This window comes from Chlamydiales bacterium, from assembly GCA_031292375.1.
GTDB lineage: Bacteria > Chlamydiota > Chlamydiia > Chlamydiales > VFKH01 > JARLHF01.
This window is the reverse complement of the sequence record JARLHF010000009.1, coordinates 29,416-49,807: the sequence shown is the minus strand read 5'-3', so window position 1 is coordinate 49,807 and position 20,392 is coordinate 29,416. Positions and strand designations below refer to the sequence as shown.

Genomic DNA, 20,392 nt, shown 5'->3' with positions numbered 1-20,392 from the left:
TAACGATTTGTCTTATAAAATTATTGGAGCAGCTATTGAAGTCCATAAGGTGCTTGGAGGGCCTGGTTTGCTTGAAAGTGTATATGAGTCTGCATTATGTCATGAATTGTTGTTGCAAGGATTGCAAATTCAAACACAAGTCCCTCTAAATGTAATATACAAAGGGTGTAAAATTAGAGAACCACTTTATTTGGATATCCTAGTTGAAAATAAAATTATCATTGAAATTAAAGCAACAGAGAAAGAGTATCCTATTCATTCTGTTCAACTTCTTACATACTTGCGCTTAACAAGACATGAACTAGGTTTACTCATTAATTTTGGCAATAAACAAGTAAAAAACGGTGTAGAACGCATCATAAATGATAAATCTCCGTGTCTCCGCGTCTCCGTGTTTTAACTATTCAAGTTATTGATTAGCAGGTAGTTGAAAATCGAGCTGGCGTTATTAAGATAGTATTTAATTGTATTTTTCCAAAATACCCTGTAATCTGGAATATAAGGTTCCAAATTACAGGGTATTTTTATGGAAAGACAAGATTATCTTAAAAAAATAGAGCAAACTTATCGTGCACATTCTGTTTGTGCACTACTTGGCCCAAGGCAAGTAGGTAAAACTACCTTAGCACATGTTTATGCTGAGGGAAAGCCCCATGTTCATTTTGATCTTGAGAAACCAAGCGATCTTGCTCGTCTCGAATCTGCCCAACTTACACTAGGACAAATCAAGAATACATTGATTATTATCGATGAAATTCAAAGAAGACCTGATCTTTTTCCTCTCATTCGTGTACTTGTTGATGAGCATAGCGCAAAAAGAAAATTTTTAGTTTTAGGAAGTGCATCTCGTGATCTTATTCAACAATCTTCGGAAAGCCTAGCTGGACGCATTGGCTACATTGAACTTTCCCCTTTTAACTTAAATGAAGTACTAGGAGATATGCGCTTATGGGTAAGGGGTGGATTTCCTCGTTCTTTTCTCGCTATAGATGAAGAGACCAGTTTTCTATGGCGTCAAGAATACATTACAACCTTTCTTGAAAGAGACATCCCTAACCTAGGCTTTCATATACCTCCCGAGCAAATTCGTAGGTTTTGGATGATGCTTGCCCACTACCATGGTCAAATTTTTAATAACACGGAAATTGGAAAATCTTTAGGAATTTCTCATCATACCGCCCGCAAGTATTTAGATATTTTAGTTGGAACCTTTATGATAAGATTACTTACACCATGGCATGAAAATCTAAGTAAAAGACAAGTAAAAACACCCAAAATTTATTTTCGAGATTCTGGTATTTTAAATGCTTTAATTGGACTTCACTCTTTCAATGATCTAAGCTTTCATCCTAAAATGGGCTCTTTTTGGGAAGGTTTTGCTTTAGAAGAGATTATTCAAGAGTTTAAAGCACGTACTGAAGAATGCTATTTTTGGAAAATACAATCAGGAGCAGAGTTAGACCTTTTAATCTTTAAAAATGGAAAGAGAATAGGGTTTGAATTCAAATATACAGATAGGGTACGTAAAACAGCCTCTATGCAAACTGCTTGCAAAGATTTAAACCTTGATCACCTATTTGTTATTCATCCAGGTAATGACAGCTTTCCACTCGACGAAAAGATCTCTGCCCGCCCTCTCTGGATAATTCAACCCAATCCCTCTACAACACCTTTGTAAACGAGTCCTTTTTGTGGATCGATTGTAATCACTTGCCCATCTTTCAAGACATGGCAAGCAGCGTCAGCCTGCACAATCACAGGTATTCCAAGAGATTTTGCAATAGCCATAACATAGCGCTCTGAATCTACATCATCCACATGGTTTTGTAAAATTATACCAAGAGCATTTTTAATAATAGGAATATAAGAATCATTACACCTTGTAACTACAACTAAGCAGCCCTTAGTATTTTTTTCTAAACGAGAATCTGGCGCTAAAACAATTGCAACTTTTCCACTTATAACAGAGCCAGAACCTTTACTTCCCCTAACTACAACATCTCCTATGCTCTCTACCAACATCATGTTAGTCGTTCCAGAAACTCCAAATGGGTTGCCCGCAGTTACTACAACAAGATCGCCATAATTTACCAAACCCATTTCCAATGCAAACTGAGAAATTTTTGCAAATGCAGCTTCAAAAGTTGTTGCATCTTTGCAAAGGAAAGGAACAACTCCCCAATTAAATGAGAGCTGATTATAAATTTTTTCACTTGGGGTCATTGCAATAATGGGCTTTTCAGGACGCAACCTTGAAATAAGACGAGCGGTTCTTCCACTGCTAGTAAAGGTAAAAATTGCCTTTGCACCCGCACTATAAGCCGTTTTAACACTTGCAAGGGTAACAGAAGAGGCAATATCATGATAAACTCGTTTGACATCATGATAAAAGAATTCTCGGTAATTAAAGTCTCCCTCGGCCTCTTGTATCACACTTTTCATAACACGTACCGTTTCAACAGGATATAAACCAACAGCTGTTTCTCCAGAGAGCATTACACAAGATGTGCTATCATAGATAGCATTTGCGATATCTGAAACATCGGCCCTTGTAGGCCTTGGATTATTCATCATCGATTCAAGCATCTGTGTAGCTGTCACTATAGGCTTTCCTGCAAGACAGCTTTTTCTAATCATCATCTTCTGTAATCTTGGCACTTGGTAGACTGGCAATTCAACACCTAAATCCCCTCTTGCTATCATGATTCCATCTGCAACTTGTACTATAGCATCAAAATTTTCTACTCCCTGAAAGCTTTCAATTTTTGCAAATACTAAAATATCAGGCTTTCCCTCTTTAATGAGGAGGCGTTTGATCTCCAAAACATTTTCTGCTGAGCGCACAAAAGAAGCTGCTATCAAGTCAATGTCATGCCTACAACCAAAACAGATATCTTCAATATCCTTTTCTGTCATAGCAGGTAGGTCTACTGCCTTATTGGGAATATTTACACCCTTGTTTGACTTTAAAATACCAGGATTATCAATTTCTACAATAAAGCCATCTTGCACAACTTTTACGATCCTTGAAGAAATGAATCCATTATCAAAAAGCACTGTCATACCTTCGTGTACTGACTCAAAAATAATGGAAGGCACAACTGTTACACCATCCTTAGTACCCATTACCTCCTCTTTAACAAGAAGAAGATGTTGTCCTGCAGTAAGTGAGAGTCCATCCCCCTCTACTTTACCAACTCTTATTTCAGGACCTTTAGTATCGAGAAGGATTGCAAGAGGCTTATTTGATCTCTTCCTTGCCTCTTTAAGATTGTTGATACTAGATAAGTGCGCATCATGCGTTCCATGGCTAAAGTTGAGACGAGCTACATTCATCCCAGCTTCCATAAGGGCTATCATCTTCTCAACAGTATTGCATGCAGGCCCAATTGTACAAATAATCTTAGTTCTTGTTGTCATCTATTACCCCTACCATAAATATCTTCAAACCGTACGATATCATCTTCTCCAAGATATTCCCCCACTTGAGCCTCTATAATTTCCAGAGGCACTTTTCCTGGATTTTCTACTCTATGCAATGATCCCTTTGGAACATAAATACTCTCATTTTCATGAACATATGTTTCTTGATCACCAATAGTAACTTTTGCAGTCCCTTTTACAATAACCCAATGCTCACTTCGATGGTAATGTTTTTGTAAGCTCAATATCTGCCCGGGACTTACTAGTATTTTTTTAATTTTATAACGCGTGTCTTGATCTAAAATTGTATAAGTTCCCCAAGGCCTATTGACAGTTACATGCTCTACAACTTCTTTTCTATTTGCCATTTTAAGCTTATCAACAAGACTTTTAACTTTTTGAGACTCATTTTTCTTAGCAATCAAAATCACATCATCCGTTTCGACAATAAGCATATCTTCTAAGCCAATTGTTGCAACAAGTCTTTTACCACCTAAGATCAAACAATTTTTAGTGTCTATATCAACCACAGAACCAAGTGTTGCATTTTGATTAACATCTTTTGGAAGCATTTCATAAACATTATCCCACGATCCAATATCAGACCAAGATAAGTTCAAAGGTAGCACAACCGCCTTTTGCGATTTTTCCATAACTCCATAGTCAATAGAAAGGGAGGGCATCTGATGAAAGTTTTTATAAGCATCATCGTATGAGCCCTCTAACAATCTATGAACGTCTGGTGTAAAATCCTCCATCTCTTTCAACATGACGCCTACCGAAAAGGCAAACATCCCAGAATTCCAGAGGTACTCGCCACTAGAGACATAGCGCTCAGCGGTTTCAAAATTAGGTTTTTCTACAAATTTATTTACTTTTGCAGTTCCATCCTCATACAAAACCTGCTTTTCTCGTTTAATATAACCATAGCCAGTCTCTGGATAGGTTGGCTGGATACCAAATGTGACAATATGCCCTTTTTTTGCAAGGTATTCTGCTCGTCTGACATAGCCCTCAAAATCTTCTTCCGGACTAAATATATGATCCGCAGGAGATACTATAAGAACATCATCTAATGTCCCCCTTTTCCTATCTACAATGTATTTTAATGCAAGAGCAATTGCAGGGGCTGTATTTCTTCTATGCGGTTCCAACAAAATATTGTCTGCAACTTCAAGGCTTATTTCTTTTACCTGTTTATTAATATCATGAATATATTCTTCATGAGCTAAGATAAAAATGTCTCTTGCAGGCATACAAGACAATTTCCTTCTAATTGTCTTTTGTAAAAAGGACTCACTTTCTCCAAAACTTAAAAACTGTTTAGGATAGGCACTTCTTGATACAGGCCATAATCTAGTGCCACTTCCACCTGCCAAAATTAATGCTTTCATATTCACTAAACCTTGCTATCAATAAATGCTCGAAACTCCTGTCTAAACCTCTCTGAAGAGAATCTTGCTGCATTGCTGCGACACTCTTGCAAATCAATCTTCTTTTGCAAACGCTCAAAATACTCTACAGCTTCAATAATAGATTCTTCTGTTTGTTCCATAAAAAAACAACCTGTAGGCTCATCGTGAGATGAACCCTTTATTGTCTCCAAAAGCCCACCAGATCCCAAGCCAATCACAGGGGTACCACAAGCTTGCGCTTCTAGGGGAGCTATACCAAAATCTTCTTTTGCTGCAAATACAAAAGCTTTTGCCCTTTGCATGTAATCTTTTAACACATTAAAAGGTTGAAAACCAAGTAAAGTAATATTATTGCTCACTTTTTTTCGTATCTTGTTATAATCAGGACCATCTCCAATAACAACTAGCTTTTTTTCTGGCATCTTTGAAAAAGCATCTACGATGAGGTCTATTTTTTTATAAGGAACCATCCTAGATGCCGTTAGATAAAACTCTTGCTTTTGATCTTCAAAGGAAAAACCAGAGATGTCAACAGGTGGATAGATAACTGTAGAATCTCTTCCATATACCTTTCGAATGCGCTTTGCAATAAATTGAGAAATTGCAATGAAATGATCTACCCCATGTGCAGTCCTAACATCCCAAAGGCGCATCCTATGCAACAGGTATTTTGCAATAGCTCCCTTCATTCCATGGTTTAAACCTGTTTCGTGCAAGTATTGGTGCTGTAGATCCCATGCATAACGAATAGGAGAATAACACATGCATATATGCAACTGACCAGGACCTGTAATTACCCCCTTTGCAACTGCGTGACTACTTGAAATGACCAAATCATAACAACTTACATCAAGCTGCTCAATTGCAAGGGGCATGAGAGGCAAAAATAAGCGAAACTTATTTTTTGCAAAAGGAAGTTTTTGTATAAATGTTGTTGTCACTTGTTTATTTTGAATAAAAGCTCTTTCATTCTTTGGAACAAAATCAACTACACTAAAAAGATCTGCTTCTGGATAGACTAAGAGCATCTGCTCCAAAACACGCTCTGATCCCGCATAGGTCTTAAGCCAGTCATGAACAATTGCAACGCGCATACATTGTGCCCTATTTTAGGAAGGTAACTCTAATTTCTCATAAACTTGAGGCGCAAACATTTTTTTAACCCCTTCAACTATGTTTTCTGGCATCTGATGTAAAAAATTAAAGTCTATTTTATGCAAACTTGCTAACTTCATATCGTGATGCATCATCTCTTTTACTAACTCCTCAAAGGATATTTTAGGCTTCCATCCAAGCTTTTGGTAGGCAAAGCTTGCATCGCCCAAAAGGGTGTCTACTTCTGCTGGTCTAAAGTGTTTACTATCTACTGCAACAATTACAGCGCCCTCTTTTACATGAACACTATATTCCTTGGGAACTTTACGTACAATACCCACCTCAGATACACCTGTACCATCAAAATCAAGCTCTATACCTACTTCTGCAAGTGCAAGCTCTATAAATTTTCTTACCGAGTGCTGCACACCTGTTGCTATAACAAAATCCTCAGCCTTATCTTGCTGTAACATCATCCACTGCATTTCAACATAATCTTTTGCATGCCCCCAATCTCTCTTAGCATCCAAATTTCCCATATAAAGACATTTTTGTATTCCATGTAAGACACGAGAAAGCCCCCTTGTAATCTTTCTTGTTACAAAATTATCTCCACGAAAGGGTGACTCATGATTAAACAAAATTCCATTACAGGCATACATTCCATACGACTCTCTATAATTAATCGTTGTCCAATACGCAAAAAGTTTAGCAATAGCATAGGGAGATCTTGGATAAAAAGGCGTTGTCTCTCTCTGCGGAACTTCCTGAACCTTTCCAAACAATTCTGAAGTAGATGCCTGATAAAAACGCGTTTTTTTCTCAAGGCCTAAAAGACGACATGCCTCCAAAAGACGAAGTGTCCCAAGCCCACTTACATTTGCTGTATATTCTGGCAATTCAAAAGATGTTGCCACATGGCTTTGAGCGCCTAAATTATAAATTTCATCTGGCTCAACACTTTTTATAATCTGATTTAAAGCAGGCCCATCCGATAAATCCCCCTCATGAAGATGAAACAAGCAACTTTCTTGATATTCTGTAAGTATCGAGTCAATACGTGTTGTATTGAGAGTAGATGCTCTTCTTTGAAGGCCATGAACGCTATAACCCTTTTGAAGCAAAAATCTTGCAAGGTAGGCTCCATCTTGACCCGTAATTCCTGTAATCAATGCTCTTTTTGGCATAATGTTTTCTCCCAACCATTTAAAATATCTTGCAGTGTCTTATGAAAGGGTATTTTAGGGCTCCAGCCCGTATGATCTTTTAATTTTTGAAAGCTTCCACGCATTCGCCTTTGCTCAGAAGGACGCATTAAGTTCTTAGAAGTACCTATAGAAGCATCTACTTGCGCAATCTTAAGAAGTTCTTTTAAAATGCACTCTAAAGAATGCTCAACACCCGTACATACATTGTAGACTTCACTATTTTCTCCTTTTTCAAGAAGAAGTAAATAAGCATCTACAACATCTCTTACATCGGTAAAATCTCGAGTCACATAGATGTCCCCTACATCAATAACAGGCTCTTGTATTTTCAATTTAATCTGCATGATCTGCTTTGCAAAACTAGATACAACAAATCTATCACTCTGAAAAGGCCCTATATGATTAAACGGTCTTGCCATCACTATATCAAACTGCTCCGAAAGGCTCCACTGATAACAAAGCGCCTCTGCAGACACTTTGCTTACTGCGTAAGGGTTTCTTGGCTTCAAGAGTTGTGATTCGATAATTGGCAACTCTTCTTCTTTGACAAGACCATAAACCTCAGAAGAGCCTACATATAAAAATTTTCCCTTAAATCCTGCTTTTTTTAATGCATTTAATAAATTAAAAGTACCAAAAAAATTCACTTCAAAAGTTCTTTTTGGATCTTCAAAAGATGTTGGAACATGACTTTGCGCTGCTAAGTGAATTACATGATCGATAGCGTGCAATGCAATGAAACTATAAAGCTTATTCTCATCACAAAGATCTATCCTATTTCCGTTCTTGTTTCCGTTGGCGTCCCTTAAAAGAACAATATCTATATGTTGCTTTACATGTTGTTTTACATATTGCCCAACAAAACCACTATCACCTGTCAAAAGGATCTTCATTTTCTAACAATACCACGAATCTGCTTTAAAAAGCCATATTGCTGCAACGGGAATTTGAGTGCCTTAATATTTTGTAATACTACAGACTTTACTCTTTCATTACCAAGCGTCAATCCTAATAAAATAGTAAATGGTAACATTTGGGAGGGTGTAAAAAGCCTATGTTCCGTCATCGAAGACCAAACTGCCACCCAAAACATAAGTCCAAGGCTACTACGAAGAAAAGAAGAATTTAGACTTAAGATGAATCGATGCATAGTCACAAGAAATAATAGAGTAAATAAAAACCCCAAGAGGCCTGTTTCTGCAAGGATGTGAAAGAATGTATGATGAGCATGTCCATCAGAGTAAATGTATTCTTTGGGGATATTTATCATAAAAATATGTTCTAGTCCCTCTAGATTATAGGGTAAATCATTATAACTTCCAAATCCTGTTCCAAAAACAGGAGAATATAACCATAGATATACAGCCCTTGGCCACAAAAAAAGCACTCTATCAACGAATGTATAACTTCTCTCAAAATTTAACTGAACATTTTGTTCTATTGAATCCATGTCTGCTGTAGAATAATTCAAGTCCCTTCCATAAGAATCCCATAAAGTATAAGTAATGCTTATAGTTACAACCGTGATTATAACAACTAAAGTCATAATCTTTTTAATATGCCGCTCTTTTAACACATAATGCATAAAAACGGCTCCTACGAGCGCCAAAACACTCCCCCTTGAATCTGACATGTAAAGAGTAGTCAAATTCCCAATTACTATCAGTAATAAAGGCGTCGTCTTATTACGCAGCCACAATGCCAGAGAAAGTGCTGAAAGCATCGCTAAAAAGCCTCCTGCCGCATTATGTGTTAAAAACATAAAACAATAACAAGAACCTGCAAGCTCTTGGCCTATGCCAAAAAACTTATAACCTAGAGCTGCTATAAAATTAATGCTACTTACAATATAAACAAAATATTCTGCCAGCTTCTCTACATCCATAGGAAAGCACATGGCACCAAAAAGAACAATGGGCAAAAGAGTTGCAAATACATTGCCATCTCTTCGATAGAAAGAGTAATCTAAAAAAGCCGAAGGACTATATATAAGGGTCCAACACAAAAAATAAAACAACAAAACACTCGTTATAATAAGAATCGGATGCCATGTTTTTTGTCCTAATAGTAGTGCTGGCAATAAAATAATAAGCACCCCAAATGTAAGGCTAAGTGGTATTAGGTTTGTTAAAGTAAACAAAAGACTCATACAAATGATTGTAAAAACTACAAGACGCGCATTTCTAATCTTTTGAAGAGCATTCACTTAATTACCCTCTGAACTATTTGCAATAAAACATCTTCAACCAAAACACCTTGTACACACTCCATACTTTTGCATCCTTTTCTTTTAAAACAAGGAGCGCAAAGCACAGGCTTTTGCAAAACATGTGCTCCAGTAATAGGCGCCCATTCATTTATACGGTTTATACCTGGATAAATGAGCAGTGATTGCGTTCCAACAGCTGAAGCTATGTGGCCAGCGGCAGAGTCAACACCTACTAACAGATCTGCTTTTTGCAAAAGTACAACAAACTCCTTCAATGTAAGCAGACTTACGCAAGTTATGACATTTGGTACATCTTGAACAAGTTTTACAGCAATTTCTTTCTCTCTTTTTCCCTGTCCTGTAATCACAACTGCATATCCTTTCGCAACGCACTCTTCTAACAATTTTCTCCAATTAGAAAGTGGCCACTCTTTAAATTGCGCCCCTGCCCCTGGATGAAAAACGATATATTTTTTTTCTAAGTTAAAGCGTTTTCTCAGACGATGGTAAAGAACTTCATCCTTGAATGAAAGCGTTGGCCTCAATGCAAGTAAATTACTTTGAGAAATAGGCAACAGACTAAGTAATTCGTTATAATACTCAATAACTTGCCCTTTTTCAAACTTCCAATCAACTGGGTGGGTCAATAATGGGCCAAATCCTCCGCTTGTAAAGCCAATACGAACAGGAATATTAGCTTTTTTCAATAAAGGTATTGCATTTCCAAGGTAGAAATAAAGGTCCATTGCTACATCGTAGCGCTGCTTTTGAATTTCTTTTAGGGCCATATTTTTGCTTCTATAATACTGCTTTATTTTTGCAAAAAAAGAAATATTAGAACGATTAAATTTCCAATGATCCACTACATGAATATGATCAATCATGGGGTGATTTTCTATAAGATCCTTTGATGAGCTACCCACAACAAAGCCAATTTTCACTCCAGGAAATGCTTGCTTTAACACAGGCAATACAGCCGTTGCATTCACAATATCACCCAAATGAGCAAGATTGCTAAGCAAAATACGCTTAGGAGGCAAAATGACACCCCTAAAGAGGGGCTTTCTCAAAGACAGAAAAGAGTCTATCATCCAAAGGATGTATTTAATTCCAGGATAGCGTACTAAATAGTTTTTTCTGTTCATACCTTGCTAATAATATCTGCAAACCCTTGTATCGAATGATAATCACCATACGTCTTTTGCATTTTTTCTAATAAAATTTTTAGACGCTTATCTGCAAGAATCTCTTGAAAATGTTCAAAAAGGTCTTTACGATGCCAATCTACAATAAAATCTTGTAACTGAAACCTCTTTAACTCATAAGCCATCCATGTGCCATCCGTAACTACGGGTATTTTTCCCGCAACAATTGCCTCTACAAATATTCCAGAAGTTGCAAAATGATAGATTTCGGGATCATAGGGCAAAAGCACCAGATCTGTTTTATTCATCCATTTCATATATTCTTTTCTTGAAAGCGCGCTTGAAATGAATTGAATAGGAACAACGTACTCTTTTAAATGTTCCCGAGCACTATCTGCTACAACAAGTTTAAAATTACCTTTCAAATCCCTTTTAACAAGATCTTGAATAACTTTTAAGCCTTTTGCAACGGTTGTATACCCTCCTGGCCACCAAAGAAGTGTATCTTTTTCCTTTTTCTCTTTAACAAGCCCATTACAATAATCTGTATGGGGTACGGGCAAAATGATTACTTCCTGTCTAAAAAATTCTCTTTGACTTTTTGCCAAAAGCTCACTATCTGCAAAAAGCTTTATCTTCTCTTTTCCAAGAAAACAAATTAGCAATTGATGCATGCATTTGTATATTTTAGCCTTAAATCCAAGTTGCTCTGGAGAATAGCGGTGAACAAACCAAACCTCAGCTTTCGGCCTCATTAAACACATGGCCAAGGTAAATCCCACCATTTGAGGAACAAAAAACTGTTCTAAGAAAATAACCTTTCTTCCCTTTTCATATTTTACTTTAGACAGGGCTTTACAAAGGGGAAAAAAGACCTTTAAAAAAATCTTTAATTTAGATAGAGGAGTCTTCCATAATACCACGCCATGCTTCTCACTAATGCGATCATTCCCTAGAACTTTTAGCCAACTTTCAGGTAAATTTTCTATACAACATGACCTTGGAACTAATGCCTCATGTTTCCATCCATTTAATCCACATGCTTTACCTACTGCTAAATTATATTGATAAGGATGCCCCTCTTCATAGCGCAGCATTGGTATTAAAGACCACACTTTCATCAATTACTCTTAATGGGTATAAGAACTTCTCTATTTTGTAAAAACCAAGCGATCGTCTCTTTTAAGCCCTCTTTTAAAGAAAGTGTTTGGTATTCAGGAACAATCTGCTTTAGTTTTTTAATAGATAATACTTTTGATTTTGCTCCTACATATTTACTTATATCAAATTGAATAGAAGAAAAAGAGTAACCAACCTGCTCACAAATTTCTCTTGCAAATTCTGCTATAGAATGCTCAATGCCAGCACCTATATTGATTACATGATTGGTTTCCATGTCAACAAGAGCTATAAGTGTTTTTACAAAATCATTGATGTGAACAAGTTCTCTTTTTTGATTCCCATCTCCCCAAAGGACCACAGGTTCATTGTAAAACAGGCCTCTTAGTATTTTTCTAATAAGGTCAAAGATAAAATGCATTTGCCTTCCATCTGTATGATAGCCAGGACCATAAAGTGTAGAAGGAACAAGATAGAGATAATTCAAACCAAATTGTTTATTTAAGGCTTGAAGACCACAAAGAAGCATCTTTTTTGTCATAGCATATGTGAACAAACTATCTATAGGCTGCCCCTTCAAATAATATTCTTCCTCTAAAGGCAGTTCTGGGTCGTATACGCAGCTTGTTCCCATACAAATCATTTTGGCATTTTGTTGTTTAAGTAACCACCAATCTAAAACGTTTGTGTTAATTTTCTGATTAATCAACCATTGCTCCGCAGGATGGTGTAAGCAAAAGTCACCCGCTTGCGTCCATGCAGCTAAGTGGTAGATCTGATCAAAACAAGTATCATCAAATTGCCTCAAAGAAAATTTGTTTGTTAAATCGCAATTCTGAGAATGCACTTTAACAAGTGTATGTCCTTGCGACTCTAACACCGAGCAGAGAAAGTTACCTAAAAAACCCCTTGCACCCGTAACTAAAATATTCATACATTCCTCTCTGGATCAATAGGAAAATAAAATTCAACGCCTTTTTTTATTAATTCTTGATTATTTTTTAAGATTTCGCGCTTAAAATTCCATGCAAGCACATAATAAACATCTGGAGGAGAGACAAGCTCCTTTTCAATCAAGATAGGAAGGTGTTTTCCTGGGCTAAAAAGACCTTTTCTCAATTCGTTTTTTTCAATAAGGCAATCTAAAAGTTCTTTGCCAATATCAAAATAATTAAGAAGCGTATTCCCCTTTACAGGAGCTCCCATGCCATAAATCGTCTTGCCTTTGCTTTTCTTATAAGACAAATAAGATAAATTCTCTTCCTTTAAAATCTCTATACGTTTTGCAAACTGTATATAAGCTTTAAGCTCATTACAACCAGAGTCTTCCTCTTCCCTCTTGAGCTTTAAAAGCCTCTCTGTCTGCATTTTTGAGCCTTTATGAGAGACAAAAGCTATCATGGATCCCCCATGAATAGGCGATAAATAAGCATCAAAAAGTTCCAAGCCATGACGCTGCAAAAGGGTATCTATCGTCCTTAACGTATAAAATAAAAGGTGTTCATGGTAAATCTGATCAAAAGCTACATTCTCCATGATACTTTTCATGTATAAAAACTGAACAACAAATATGCCATCCTTTTTAAGAACTTTCTTGATGGCCTCTGTAACTGAGTGCAATTCTTCTAAATGGAAAAAAACACCCGATGCATTGATCACATCAAATGTTCTATCTATTTTTTCAGCTGTTTCCAAATTAAAAAAAGCATGAACTGTTGGCAATCCTTTTTCATTGGCAATCTGTGCAACACGCCTAGAAGACTCTACTCCAAGCACATCAAATCCCTGATTTTGATAGCAAGCAAGCTGACTACCATCGTTGGAGCCAATATCTAGCATTGTTTTTTCTTGATTACCCTTAAAAAATCTATTATCTACATCGATTGCCGTTTGATTAAAATGCTCAGTTAAAGAACGTGTAACTCCTGAAAGATAGGTATGATCCGTAAACATCACCTCTTTCTTTACAGTAAAATCCAACTGCGCTGTTTTACATTTATGGCAATAAATAACACGCAAAGGATAGTATGGCTCTTTTCCTACTTCTTCTTTGCTAAGAAAATGATTTCCCCAAGGCTGATCTTTTAAATCTACAGCCAAACTAAAATGATTTGCATCACATACTCGACACAGCATACTATCTCTCTTAAACTACCTCTTGAAGCATTCTTTTATATCTATTTCTAAACAATTTTCTTATCAACTTCTGAATCACAATTCTTGGATAATATTTTTTTAGCCCTTGCTTATTGCGTATGTAGGAAAAAATTGCCTTATCCAGTTGAAATACCATACCGGAAGCAAAAAAAGCCTTTTTCATATCTTGCAATTGAGGCTCTTCTAGAATATTAAATAAAGCATCATACAACAGTGCTTGAGGACTTTTTGAAGAATAACTATTTTTAACGATTCTAAATGAGGCAAGCGGACGAGGAATGTAACATATGCCGTGGCGAATAGCTACTGTAGTGTTTAAAAACCAATCACATAATGCCTTTAAATCCTGCCTTAAAAGACCTGCTTCAAGAAGAGAAGACTTTCTAAAAATAGATCCATTTCCAGGAATCCAGAAGTCATATTTTTTAATTGCCTTAATGATATCTTGGGGCTCAAGAAAACAGGGTTGCTTAACATGAATAAGTCCTCTTTCTGCAAATTTTTTTGTCTCCCCTTCCGTAAAGCAGCAAAAATTTGTTGTGCAAAGAGCAGCTTTCGGAAATCGCTCTAACATCTCAATGCACTCTTTAAAAAACCCAGGTAGCACTTTATCATCAGCAGAACAAGTAGCTATGTATTTTCCTTTTGACTCCCCTATCCCTTGATTTGCTGCAATAATAGGCCCTCCGTTTTTTTCGCGAGCAATTAAGCGAATTTGAGGAAACCGCTTTTGATACTCCTTAATTACCTCAATACTATTATCCGTAGAAGCATCATCCAAAATCAAAACTTCCATAGAGTCAACTGATTGACTCAAAATAGCATCCAAAGCTTCTGGAAGAAAGTGCGCATGATTATAATTAGCTAAAACAACTGAAAGCACCGTCATAAAAACTCCAAATTACTTCTATACACAAACCACTTCTTGAACTTGTTTATGTATAACTTCAAAAAAGATTACTCTCTTATGCCAAAAAATTACAACTATAACAATTGAGTTGACAGAAGAACTTCCATTTAAATATCTTGTGATGCTTTAGATTTTTATGAGAAAGAAATAATGATCATCATTTCAAGGACCCCTGTAAGAATTAGTTTTTTTGGTGGTGGCACCGATTATCCTGGATTTTATCTTAGAAATAAAGGAGCTGTTCTTGGCACGTCTATCGACAAATATACTCACGTAAGTATTAGCACCCAAAGCGGCTTCTTTGACCATAAAATTCGCATTGCCTACTCTAAAACTGAGCTTGTTAATTCAGTAGACCATATTGAACATCCAAGCATCAGAGAATGCCTTAAATTTAAAGGTATCGACCAAAACCTCGATATCCATATTTTTTCTGACTTACCTGCAAGAACAGGTCTTGGCTCCTCTTCCTCTTTCACAGTAGGCTTCTTAAATAGCTTATATGCTTTTTGTGGCCAAAAAGTTTCTAAACAAAGGCTTGCAGAAGAAGCATGTCATATAGAACAATCCATGATCAAAGAAAATGTTGGCTCTCAAGATCAGTTTCACTCATCTCTTGGAGGATTCAACGTAATTGAATTTAGCAACTCAGGAATTCAATCCAGGCCTGTAATCGTATCTCAAGAAAAACTACAAGATCTTAATAATCACCTCATGATGTTTTATACAGGTCTTACAAGGCATGCAAGTGATGTTGTAAAAGAACAAATAGAAAAGACTCATAATAAATCCAATGATGAACACCTTCTCAAAATGGTTGATATGGTCTACAAAGCAGAAGAGATCATTGCAAACTCCTCTAGAGAGAATATGATTCCAGAGCTTAGCTTCCTTCTACACGAAAGCTGGGAGATGAAAAAACAATTATCTAGCAAAGTATCCTCTTCATTTATAGATCAAGCTTATTCTGCGGCAAGAAATGCTGGTGCTTATGCTGGCAAGCTGTGCGGCGCTGGAAGCGGTGGCTTTTTGGCCCTTTTTGTACCACCTGAAAGGCAACATAAAGTAAAAGAAGCTCTAAAAGATCTTCTTGAAGTCAAAGTGCGCTTCGAAAACACAGGTGCAAGCATTATCTATATGAAGGAATAAATTCTAAATGGAAGCAATCATCTTAGCAGGTGGCCTTGGCACGCGTTTAAAAGAAGCAGTTCCAGACCTTCCAAAGCCACTTGCGCCTATCAATGGATCTGCCTTTCTAGATATACTACTCAAGCAGCTATCCCTATTCCAAATTATTTCTAAAGCCATTCTTGCAGTAGGATACAGAGCAAATCAAATCATTGATCATTACGCCCAATATAAAAGCTTGATCCCTCTTGCCTTTTCTTTAGAAGAGACTCCTCTTGGCACAGGAGGGGCTATAAAAAAAGCGCTATCACTAACTACATCAGAACTTGTTCTTATTCTCAATGGCGACTCCTACTTGGATTTTTCCCTTTCAGCACTCATCCACAAACAACAAGAAATGGATGCTGATATAGTTTTTACTTCTCTTGAAGTAGAGGATGTAAGTCGCTATGGTAAATTAGTGATCGACAAAGAAAATAATAGGATCCTTTCATTTGAGGAAAAATCTGCGCAAAAAGAGAAAGGGTCCATCAGTGGCGGCGTCTATCTTGCCAAACGCTCCATCTTTAACTCTCTATCCTTTGGAGATGTTTTTTCCTTAGAAAAGGATCTATTTCCAAGTCTACTACAAAAGAAAATCTATACATCCCCTTGCGCTGGCACTTTTATCGATATAGGAACTCCAGACTCATTTAAAAGGGCTCAAACATTACTCAATCAACTGGCATAATTAAGGATCTACATGACACATTCCCAAAAAGTTATCGTTACAGGAGGCGCTGGATACATTGGCTCCACACTAGTTCCCATGCTCTTACAAAAGGGTTTTCACGTAACTGTCATCGATAACTTGATGTATAAACAACTCTCACTCTTACAGTGCTGTAGTCACCCTAACTTTCACTTGATTAAGGGCGATGTTGCAAATGAGCCTTTAATGCAACATCTACTTAAGGGTGCAGACATTATTATTCCTCTTGCTGCAATTGTAGGAGCACCTGCCTGCAACATGCTACCTTCTCTTACACAAATAGTAAACTTTGATGCTATAAGACTTATTTTAAAGCACACAAATGAAAAGCAAAAAATCCTATTTCCCAACACTAATAGTGGATATGGCATCGGGGAAAAATCTCAGTTTTGTACGGAAGAGAGCCCTCTAAACCCTGTGTCACTTTACGGAAGACTTAAGGTAGATATCGAAAAAGAGCTTCTTGCATCAAAGAGAGCTGTATGCTTTAGATTGGCAACTGTTTTTGGAGTATCTCCAAGAATGCGCCTTGACCTTCTTGTCAATGATTTTACCTTTAGAGCTTGCCACGACAAGGCAATTGTTCTCTTTGAAGAGCATTTTAAGCGCAACTTCATCCATGTACAAGATGTTGCAAACGCTTTTATCTTTGCTATCAACAATTATGATAAAATGAAAGGTGAAGCTTTTAATGTAGGCCTGTCAAGTGCCAACTTAAGCAAAAGAGAATTGTGTGAAAAGATCAAAGAACATATTCCCAAACTTTATATCCATGGGGCTGCAATTGGAGAGGATCCAGACAAGCGTGACTACATTGTAAGCAATGAAAAGTTAGAGTCTCTTGGCTGGAAACCCACAAAAACACTCGATGATGGCATTAAAGAGATCATTAAAGCCTACCCCCTCCTTGTCCAAAGCAACTTCAATAACTTATAGTTTTTTTGCAAAATAAGTATTGCTAATAAAAGGTCCCAGCTTTGCCTTTACGCAAGGCTGCTTCCTGTCAAAAAAACGTAACTTACCATTGAAATCAGGGTGAGTGGCATTTGACCATACAATCTGCTTTACAACTAACCCATTCTCAGCAGCAACCTTTACTATTTCCTTTTCCTTGCAGCAATTCATCTCAATTTCAAAATCACTATCCCCTTTTAACAGCTTATTTATAAGGCACTTTTTAAGAAAACGTGGGAGCATAGCACCCAACCACTTTTTTACAAAATCCTTAAACGTTCGCATATTACGCTCCACTGGTACCTGAAAAACAGCCCATCCATTTGGCTTTAAAATTCTTGCAAATTCTCTGATATACATCTTTTGAAAATAAGGGTGCATATGTTGAAGAACAATATTAGAATAAACAAAGTCTATAGAAGAGCCTGAAAGCACTCTTAGATTCTCTTCTTGATTACATATGAATTCAATGCCAGGATTATACTTTTTAGCCTCTATAATCATGTATTGAGAAATATCAATTCCTATTACCTGCTTAAAATGATGGCTGAGTCCTTTACTTAATCTGCCAAGACCGCATCCAAAATCTACACATTTATCAAATTGAACAATCTGAAGTTCACTATGGCCTTGCATATAGTGTAAAAGCGTTTGTATTTCTTCTTTTCCAGTTTTAAAAAATTCTTCTTTATCCCACTTGCCCCCCAGCTTTGTTAAATCTGTTAAAATCGCCCAAAAGGCATCTTTCTGGGCATTTTTTTCCCACTCATTGGCATAAGTTTGAATTGTTTTCATTACTATACCTCTCTATTGTTGTACCAATTAACATCTTCTCGTATGAAGATTAGCGACGGCCCAGATAGCGAACATAATACATAACCCTTGCTTCTTAAATATTGATAAACTGAACTACTCTGTAAATCATTTAAAGAGACTTTAAGATCCTCTACAACAATTGCCTTTGGGCGATATTTACTCCAATTATTCGATTGCAAAACACTTAAATCTAACCCTTCTACATCTATTGAAAGAAAATCGATACACTGCTGCTTAGGAAAATATTGATCCAAAACTTTTGCAAGCGTTGTTGTTGAAATTTTTTGTTTTGATACAACTACATTCTCCACATTTTCAAGCTCTTCTACATGTTCCCTAGAAAAGCTATTAATAGCTGACTTATTAAATGTATAAAAATCTAAAAATTGCTCTTTATCTGAAATAGCCACTTCCAAGTTAATATCTCTTTTTCGCTTATGAAGAAACTTCTTCATACTCCCTGGCATTGCATCAATATTAATACCTTTCCAACCTCGCTTGTAAAAATAAAACGTATTTGAGAGATTTTTTGGATGGTGTGCCCCAACATCCACATAAAACCCCTTTTTTTGGCCATCAAAAATTGATTTTAAAATCATGTCTTCTCCAAACTGCGCATAGGATTTTGTGCCAAATCCAAAACATAGTCTACTAAAAGAGACCTTTAAACTATTTTTAAAATGACTTAACTCAATCCATTTCTCAACAGATACTCTACTTTTTAGATATGACTTAACTCTTAAAAACATACATGATTCCCTTTTAAATAATTTGTAAGGGCATGAGCAAGTTGCTCGCAGCGATGAAAAACGGTGTGCTCTTTTAGTGTTCGTATGTGACCTGCATGTGCAATCCTGCTACGTACTGGTTCGTTTTCAAGTAAATAATTTGCCTTTTCAATACATTCTTCTACTGAGGAATAGGCAACAATCTCTTGATCCAGCTCAAATAACCCCCTAGATTCCCAGCCTCTATCCGTTAATAGACAAGAGCCCATACCCGTTACTTCAAACATACGTATGTTACCAAATTCTGATTTATCATCTCGATGTCGATTAAAAACAATTTTCGACTGCCCAAGCAATTGATAATATCTTGTTCCAAACAAAGCTGGAGTTACCCTTGAAGGGAATAAATTTCCAAGAGGCTTATTTTTTCGCCAATACAAAGGATCTTTGGGAGCAAGTCCCTTTTTAATTCTAATCATATGATTGATTGTACACGATAATTTCTCAGATTTTGATATCCACTTATCTATCCTCTGTAATGTACTTTCATCCATCCTCTTTCCAATAAAATGCAAAAAAGCAAGCACACTTTCTACCCATTTAGAATCCCTTTCAAAACGTTTTTCAGAGCACCATAAATGCAATGGCGTAGCTTGCATCAAAGCACAGAGCATTTCATAGCGCTCTTGGTGATCATCAAAACGATAGCCAGAAGTTCCTGCAAATACAAAATCAAAAATAGGTTTTTCCTGTTTTGCGATCATCTTACAAGCTAAGTTATGATCGAAGCAAAGCGGCATTAAATCACTTGATATACCTGCTTGTCGAATACACTCAACACGAGAAGTATAAGTTCCAAACAAAATGTCCAGATCATTAAAGCCATGCCACTCCCAGCCGACCTGCAAATCATCGCCCCATAGTCCAACAACAGCACATAAAAAAGGAAAACGATCTTTTAAAGTACGTCGCAGAGCCTGTGAGATCGTCAGTATCCCTCCCCTTTCAAAAAAAATTACGTCCGGCTTAAAATGTTCAACTTGTTTTAAAAAAATTTGCTCAGAAAAAAATGGCTCTTGAGGCGTTAGGGCAATGCCCTGCTCTTTTGCCCAATGCCATTGTAATATTGTGAAATCTGGAATAATATCTTCTGCTTGCCACTGTAACTCTTTCATGCACTTAGCCCAACCACCAGGAATTACAAGCCCCTCTTGCTGAAAAGATTGAAGTACCTCGCCATAGGTAAGTAAATGCCCCTTCTTTTGGCGATAGGCCTCTTCAAACGAGTTTATATAAGGATATGCTGCACATATTCTTAAAATACGATAAGTCAT

19 protein-coding genes are annotated in these 20,392 nt (G+C 36.8%); 5 read left to right on the top strand and 14 right to left on the bottom strand.

Annotation, left to right across the window (positions count from 1 at the left end; genetic code table 11):
* Together P4L16_01905 and P4L16_01900 are read left to right on the top strand one after the other, a co-directional pair.
* Positions 1-400, top strand: a 400-nt coding sequence (locus P4L16_01905; protein MDR3623875.1) for a GxxExxY protein, incomplete at its 5' end; no start/stop codon positions are given.
* 126 nt (positions 401-526) lie between these two features.
* Positions 527-1,678 (top strand): ATP-binding protein, encoded by a 1,152-nt coding sequence (locus P4L16_01900; GenBank protein ID MDR3623874.1) that lies wholly within the window; start codon positions 527-529, stop codon positions 1,676-1,678.
* Here P4L16_01900 and pyk read toward each other — a convergent pair.
* From pyk to P4L16_01845, 11 genes are read right to left on the bottom strand one after another with little or no spacing between them, the layout of a single operon-like run.
* Positions 1,648-3,420 (bottom strand): pyruvate kinase, encoded by a 1,773-nt coding sequence (gene pyk / locus P4L16_01895; GenBank protein MDR3623873.1) that lies wholly within the window; start codon positions 3,418-3,420, stop codon positions 1,648-1,650. The genes P4L16_01900 and pyk overlap by 31 nt on opposite strands.
* Complete coding sequence (locus P4L16_01890) at positions 3,417-4,817, bottom strand: mannose-1-phosphate guanylyltransferase/mannose-6-phosphate isomerase (GenBank protein MDR3623872.1); 1,401 nt, start codon at positions 4,815-4,817, stop codon at positions 3,417-3,419. Before P4L16_01890 ends, pyk begins: the two co-directional genes overlap by 4 nt.
* Positions 4,818-4,822: 5 nt before the next feature.
* Positions 4,823-5,932: a glycosyltransferase family 4 protein gene (locus tag P4L16_01885; protein ID MDR3623871.1), complete on the bottom strand. Its 1,110-nt coding sequence runs from the start codon at positions 5,930-5,932 to the stop codon at positions 4,823-4,825.
* 15 nt (positions 5,933-5,947) lie between these two features.
* Complete coding sequence (gene gmd / locus P4L16_01880; protein MDR3623870.1) at positions 5,948-7,120, bottom strand: GDP-mannose 4,6-dehydratase; 1,173 nt, start codon at positions 7,118-7,120, stop codon at positions 5,948-5,950.
* Entirely contained in the window at positions 7,102-8,034 is a 933-nt protein-coding gene (locus P4L16_01875) for a GDP-mannose 4,6-dehydratase (GenBank protein MDR3623869.1), read from the bottom strand. Before P4L16_01875 ends, gmd begins: the two co-directional genes overlap by 19 nt.
* Positions 8,031-9,347, bottom strand: coding sequence for an O-antigen ligase family protein (locus P4L16_01870; protein MDR3623868.1), 1,317 nt, complete (start codon positions 9,345-9,347; stop codon positions 8,031-8,033). The genes P4L16_01875 and P4L16_01870 overlap by 4 nt, the downstream gene beginning before the upstream one ends.
* Complete coding sequence (locus P4L16_01865; protein MDR3623867.1) at positions 9,344-10,495, bottom strand: glycosyltransferase family 9 protein; 1,152 nt, start codon at positions 10,493-10,495, stop codon at positions 9,344-9,346. The genes P4L16_01870 and P4L16_01865 overlap by 4 nt, the downstream gene beginning before the upstream one ends.
* Positions 10,492-11,616 (bottom strand): hypothetical protein, encoded by a 1,125-nt coding sequence (locus P4L16_01860; protein ID MDR3623866.1) that lies wholly within the window; start codon positions 11,614-11,616, stop codon positions 10,492-10,494. The genes P4L16_01865 and P4L16_01860 overlap by 4 nt, the downstream gene beginning before the upstream one ends.
* Positions 11,616-12,548, bottom strand: a complete 933-nt coding sequence (locus tag P4L16_01855; protein MDR3623865.1) for an NAD-dependent epimerase/dehydratase family protein — start codon at positions 12,546-12,548, stop codon at positions 11,616-11,618. Before P4L16_01855 ends, P4L16_01860 begins: the two co-directional genes overlap by 1 nt.
* Complete coding sequence (locus P4L16_01850; GenBank protein MDR3623864.1) at positions 12,545-13,750, bottom strand: class I SAM-dependent methyltransferase; 1,206 nt, start codon at positions 13,748-13,750, stop codon at positions 12,545-12,547. Before P4L16_01850 ends, P4L16_01855 begins: the two co-directional genes overlap by 4 nt.
* A gap of 10 nt (positions 13,751-13,760) precedes the next feature.
* Positions 13,761-14,660 carry a glycosyltransferase family 2 protein gene (locus tag P4L16_01845; GenBank protein MDR3623863.1) on the bottom strand — a complete coding sequence of 300 codons (900 nt, stop codon included), beginning with the start codon at positions 14,658-14,660 and terminating at the stop codon, positions 13,761-13,763.
* Positions 14,661-14,831: 171 nt separating this feature from the next.
* Between P4L16_01845 and P4L16_01840 the strand changes: the two genes are divergently transcribed.
* The 3 genes from P4L16_01840 to P4L16_01830 are packed head-to-tail and all read left to right on the top strand — an operon-like array spanning position 14,832 to position 17,496.
* Positions 14,832-15,830, top strand: a complete 999-nt coding sequence (locus P4L16_01840) for a hypothetical protein (protein MDR3623862.1) — start codon at positions 14,832-14,834, stop codon at positions 15,828-15,830.
* A 7-nt stretch (positions 15,831-15,837) separates the two neighbouring features.
* On the top strand, positions 15,838-16,539 hold the full coding sequence (locus P4L16_01835) for a nucleotidyltransferase family protein (protein MDR3623861.1): 702 nt from the start codon (positions 15,838-15,840) through the stop codon (positions 16,537-16,539).
* Positions 16,540-16,551: 12 nt separating this feature from the next.
* Positions 16,552-17,496 (top strand): NAD(P)-dependent oxidoreductase, encoded by a 945-nt coding sequence (locus P4L16_01830; GenBank protein ID MDR3623860.1) that lies wholly within the window; start codon positions 16,552-16,554, stop codon positions 17,494-17,496.
* Here the strand turns inward: P4L16_01830 and P4L16_01825 are convergent.
* The 3 genes from P4L16_01825 to P4L16_01815 are packed head-to-tail and all read right to left on the bottom strand — an operon-like array spanning position 17,491 to position 20,392.
* The gene (locus P4L16_01825) at positions 17,491-18,309 is read right to left on the bottom strand and encodes a class I SAM-dependent methyltransferase (GenBank protein ID MDR3623859.1); all 819 of its coding nucleotides are present in this window, start codon (positions 18,307-18,309) and stop codon (positions 17,491-17,493) included. The genes P4L16_01830 and P4L16_01825 overlap by 6 nt on opposite strands.
* 2 nt (positions 18,310-18,311) lie before the next feature.
* Positions 18,312-19,079 carry an FkbM family methyltransferase gene (locus P4L16_01820; protein ID MDR3623858.1) on the bottom strand — a complete coding sequence of 256 codons (768 nt, stop codon included), beginning with the start codon at positions 19,077-19,079 and terminating at the stop codon, positions 18,312-18,314.
* Positions 19,070-20,392 (bottom strand): glycosyltransferase, encoded by a 1,323-nt coding sequence (locus tag P4L16_01815; GenBank protein MDR3623857.1) that lies wholly within the window; start codon positions 20,390-20,392, stop codon positions 19,070-19,072. The genes P4L16_01820 and P4L16_01815 overlap by 10 nt, the downstream gene beginning before the upstream one ends.

Excerpts from the sequence above, each read along its gene's own strand:
- P4L16_01855 (MDR3623865.1), bottom strand. The coding sequence starts at position 12,548 with ATGAATATTTTAGTTACGGGTGCAAGGGGTTTTTTAGGTAACTTTCTC.
- P4L16_01845 (MDR3623863.1), bottom strand. The coding sequence starts at position 14,660 with ATGACGGTGCTTTCAGTTGTTTTAGCTAATTATAATCATGCGCACTTT.
- P4L16_01875 (MDR3623869.1), bottom strand. The coding sequence starts at position 8,034 with ATGAAGATCCTTTTGACAGGTGATAGTGGTTTTGTTGGGCAATATGTA.
- P4L16_01890 (MDR3623872.1), bottom strand. The coding sequence starts at position 4,817 with ATGAAAGCATTAATTTTGGCAGGTGGAAGTGGCACTAGATTATGGCCT.
- P4L16_01865 (MDR3623867.1), bottom strand. The coding sequence starts at position 10,495 with ATGAACAGAAAAAACTATTTAGTACGCTATCCTGGAATTAAATACATC.
- P4L16_01885 (MDR3623871.1), bottom strand. The coding sequence starts at position 5,932 with ATGCGCGTTGCAATTGTTCATGACTGGCTTAAGACCTATGCGGGATCA.
- gmd (MDR3623870.1), bottom strand. The coding sequence starts at position 7,120 with ATGCCAAAAAGAGCATTGATTACAGGAATTACGGGTCAAGATGGAGCC.
- P4L16_01825 (MDR3623859.1), bottom strand. The coding sequence starts at position 18,309 with ATGAAAACAATTCAAACTTATGCCAATGAGTGGGAAAAAAATGCCCAG.
- P4L16_01830 (MDR3623860.1), top strand. The coding sequence starts at position 16,552 with ATGACACATTCCCAAAAAGTTATCGTTACAGGAGGCGCTGGATACATT.
- P4L16_01835 (MDR3623861.1), top strand. The coding sequence starts at position 15,838 with ATGGAAGCAATCATCTTAGCAGGTGGCCTTGGCACGCGTTTAAAAGAA.
- P4L16_01820 (MDR3623858.1), bottom strand. The coding sequence starts at position 19,079 with ATGTTTTTAAGAGTTAAGTCATATCTAAAAAGTAGAGTATCTGTTGAG.
- P4L16_01900 (MDR3623874.1), top strand. The coding sequence starts at position 527 with ATGGAAAGACAAGATTATCTTAAAAAAATAGAGCAAACTTATCGTGCA.
- P4L16_01815 (MDR3623857.1), bottom strand. The coding sequence starts at position 20,392 with ATGACTTATCGTATTTTAAGAATATGTGCAGCATATCCTTATATAAAC.
- P4L16_01860 (MDR3623866.1), bottom strand. The coding sequence starts at position 11,616 with ATGAAAGTGTGGTCTTTAATACCAATGCTGCGCTATGAAGAGGGGCAT.
- P4L16_01840 (MDR3623862.1), top strand. The coding sequence starts at position 14,832 with ATGATCATCATTTCAAGGACCCCTGTAAGAATTAGTTTTTTTGGTGGT.
- pyk (MDR3623873.1), bottom strand. The coding sequence starts at position 3,420 with ATGACAACAAGAACTAAGATTATTTGTACAATTGGGCCTGCATGCAAT.
- P4L16_01850 (MDR3623864.1), bottom strand. The coding sequence starts at position 13,750 with ATGCTGTGTCGAGTATGTGATGCAAATCATTTTAGTTTGGCTGTAGAT.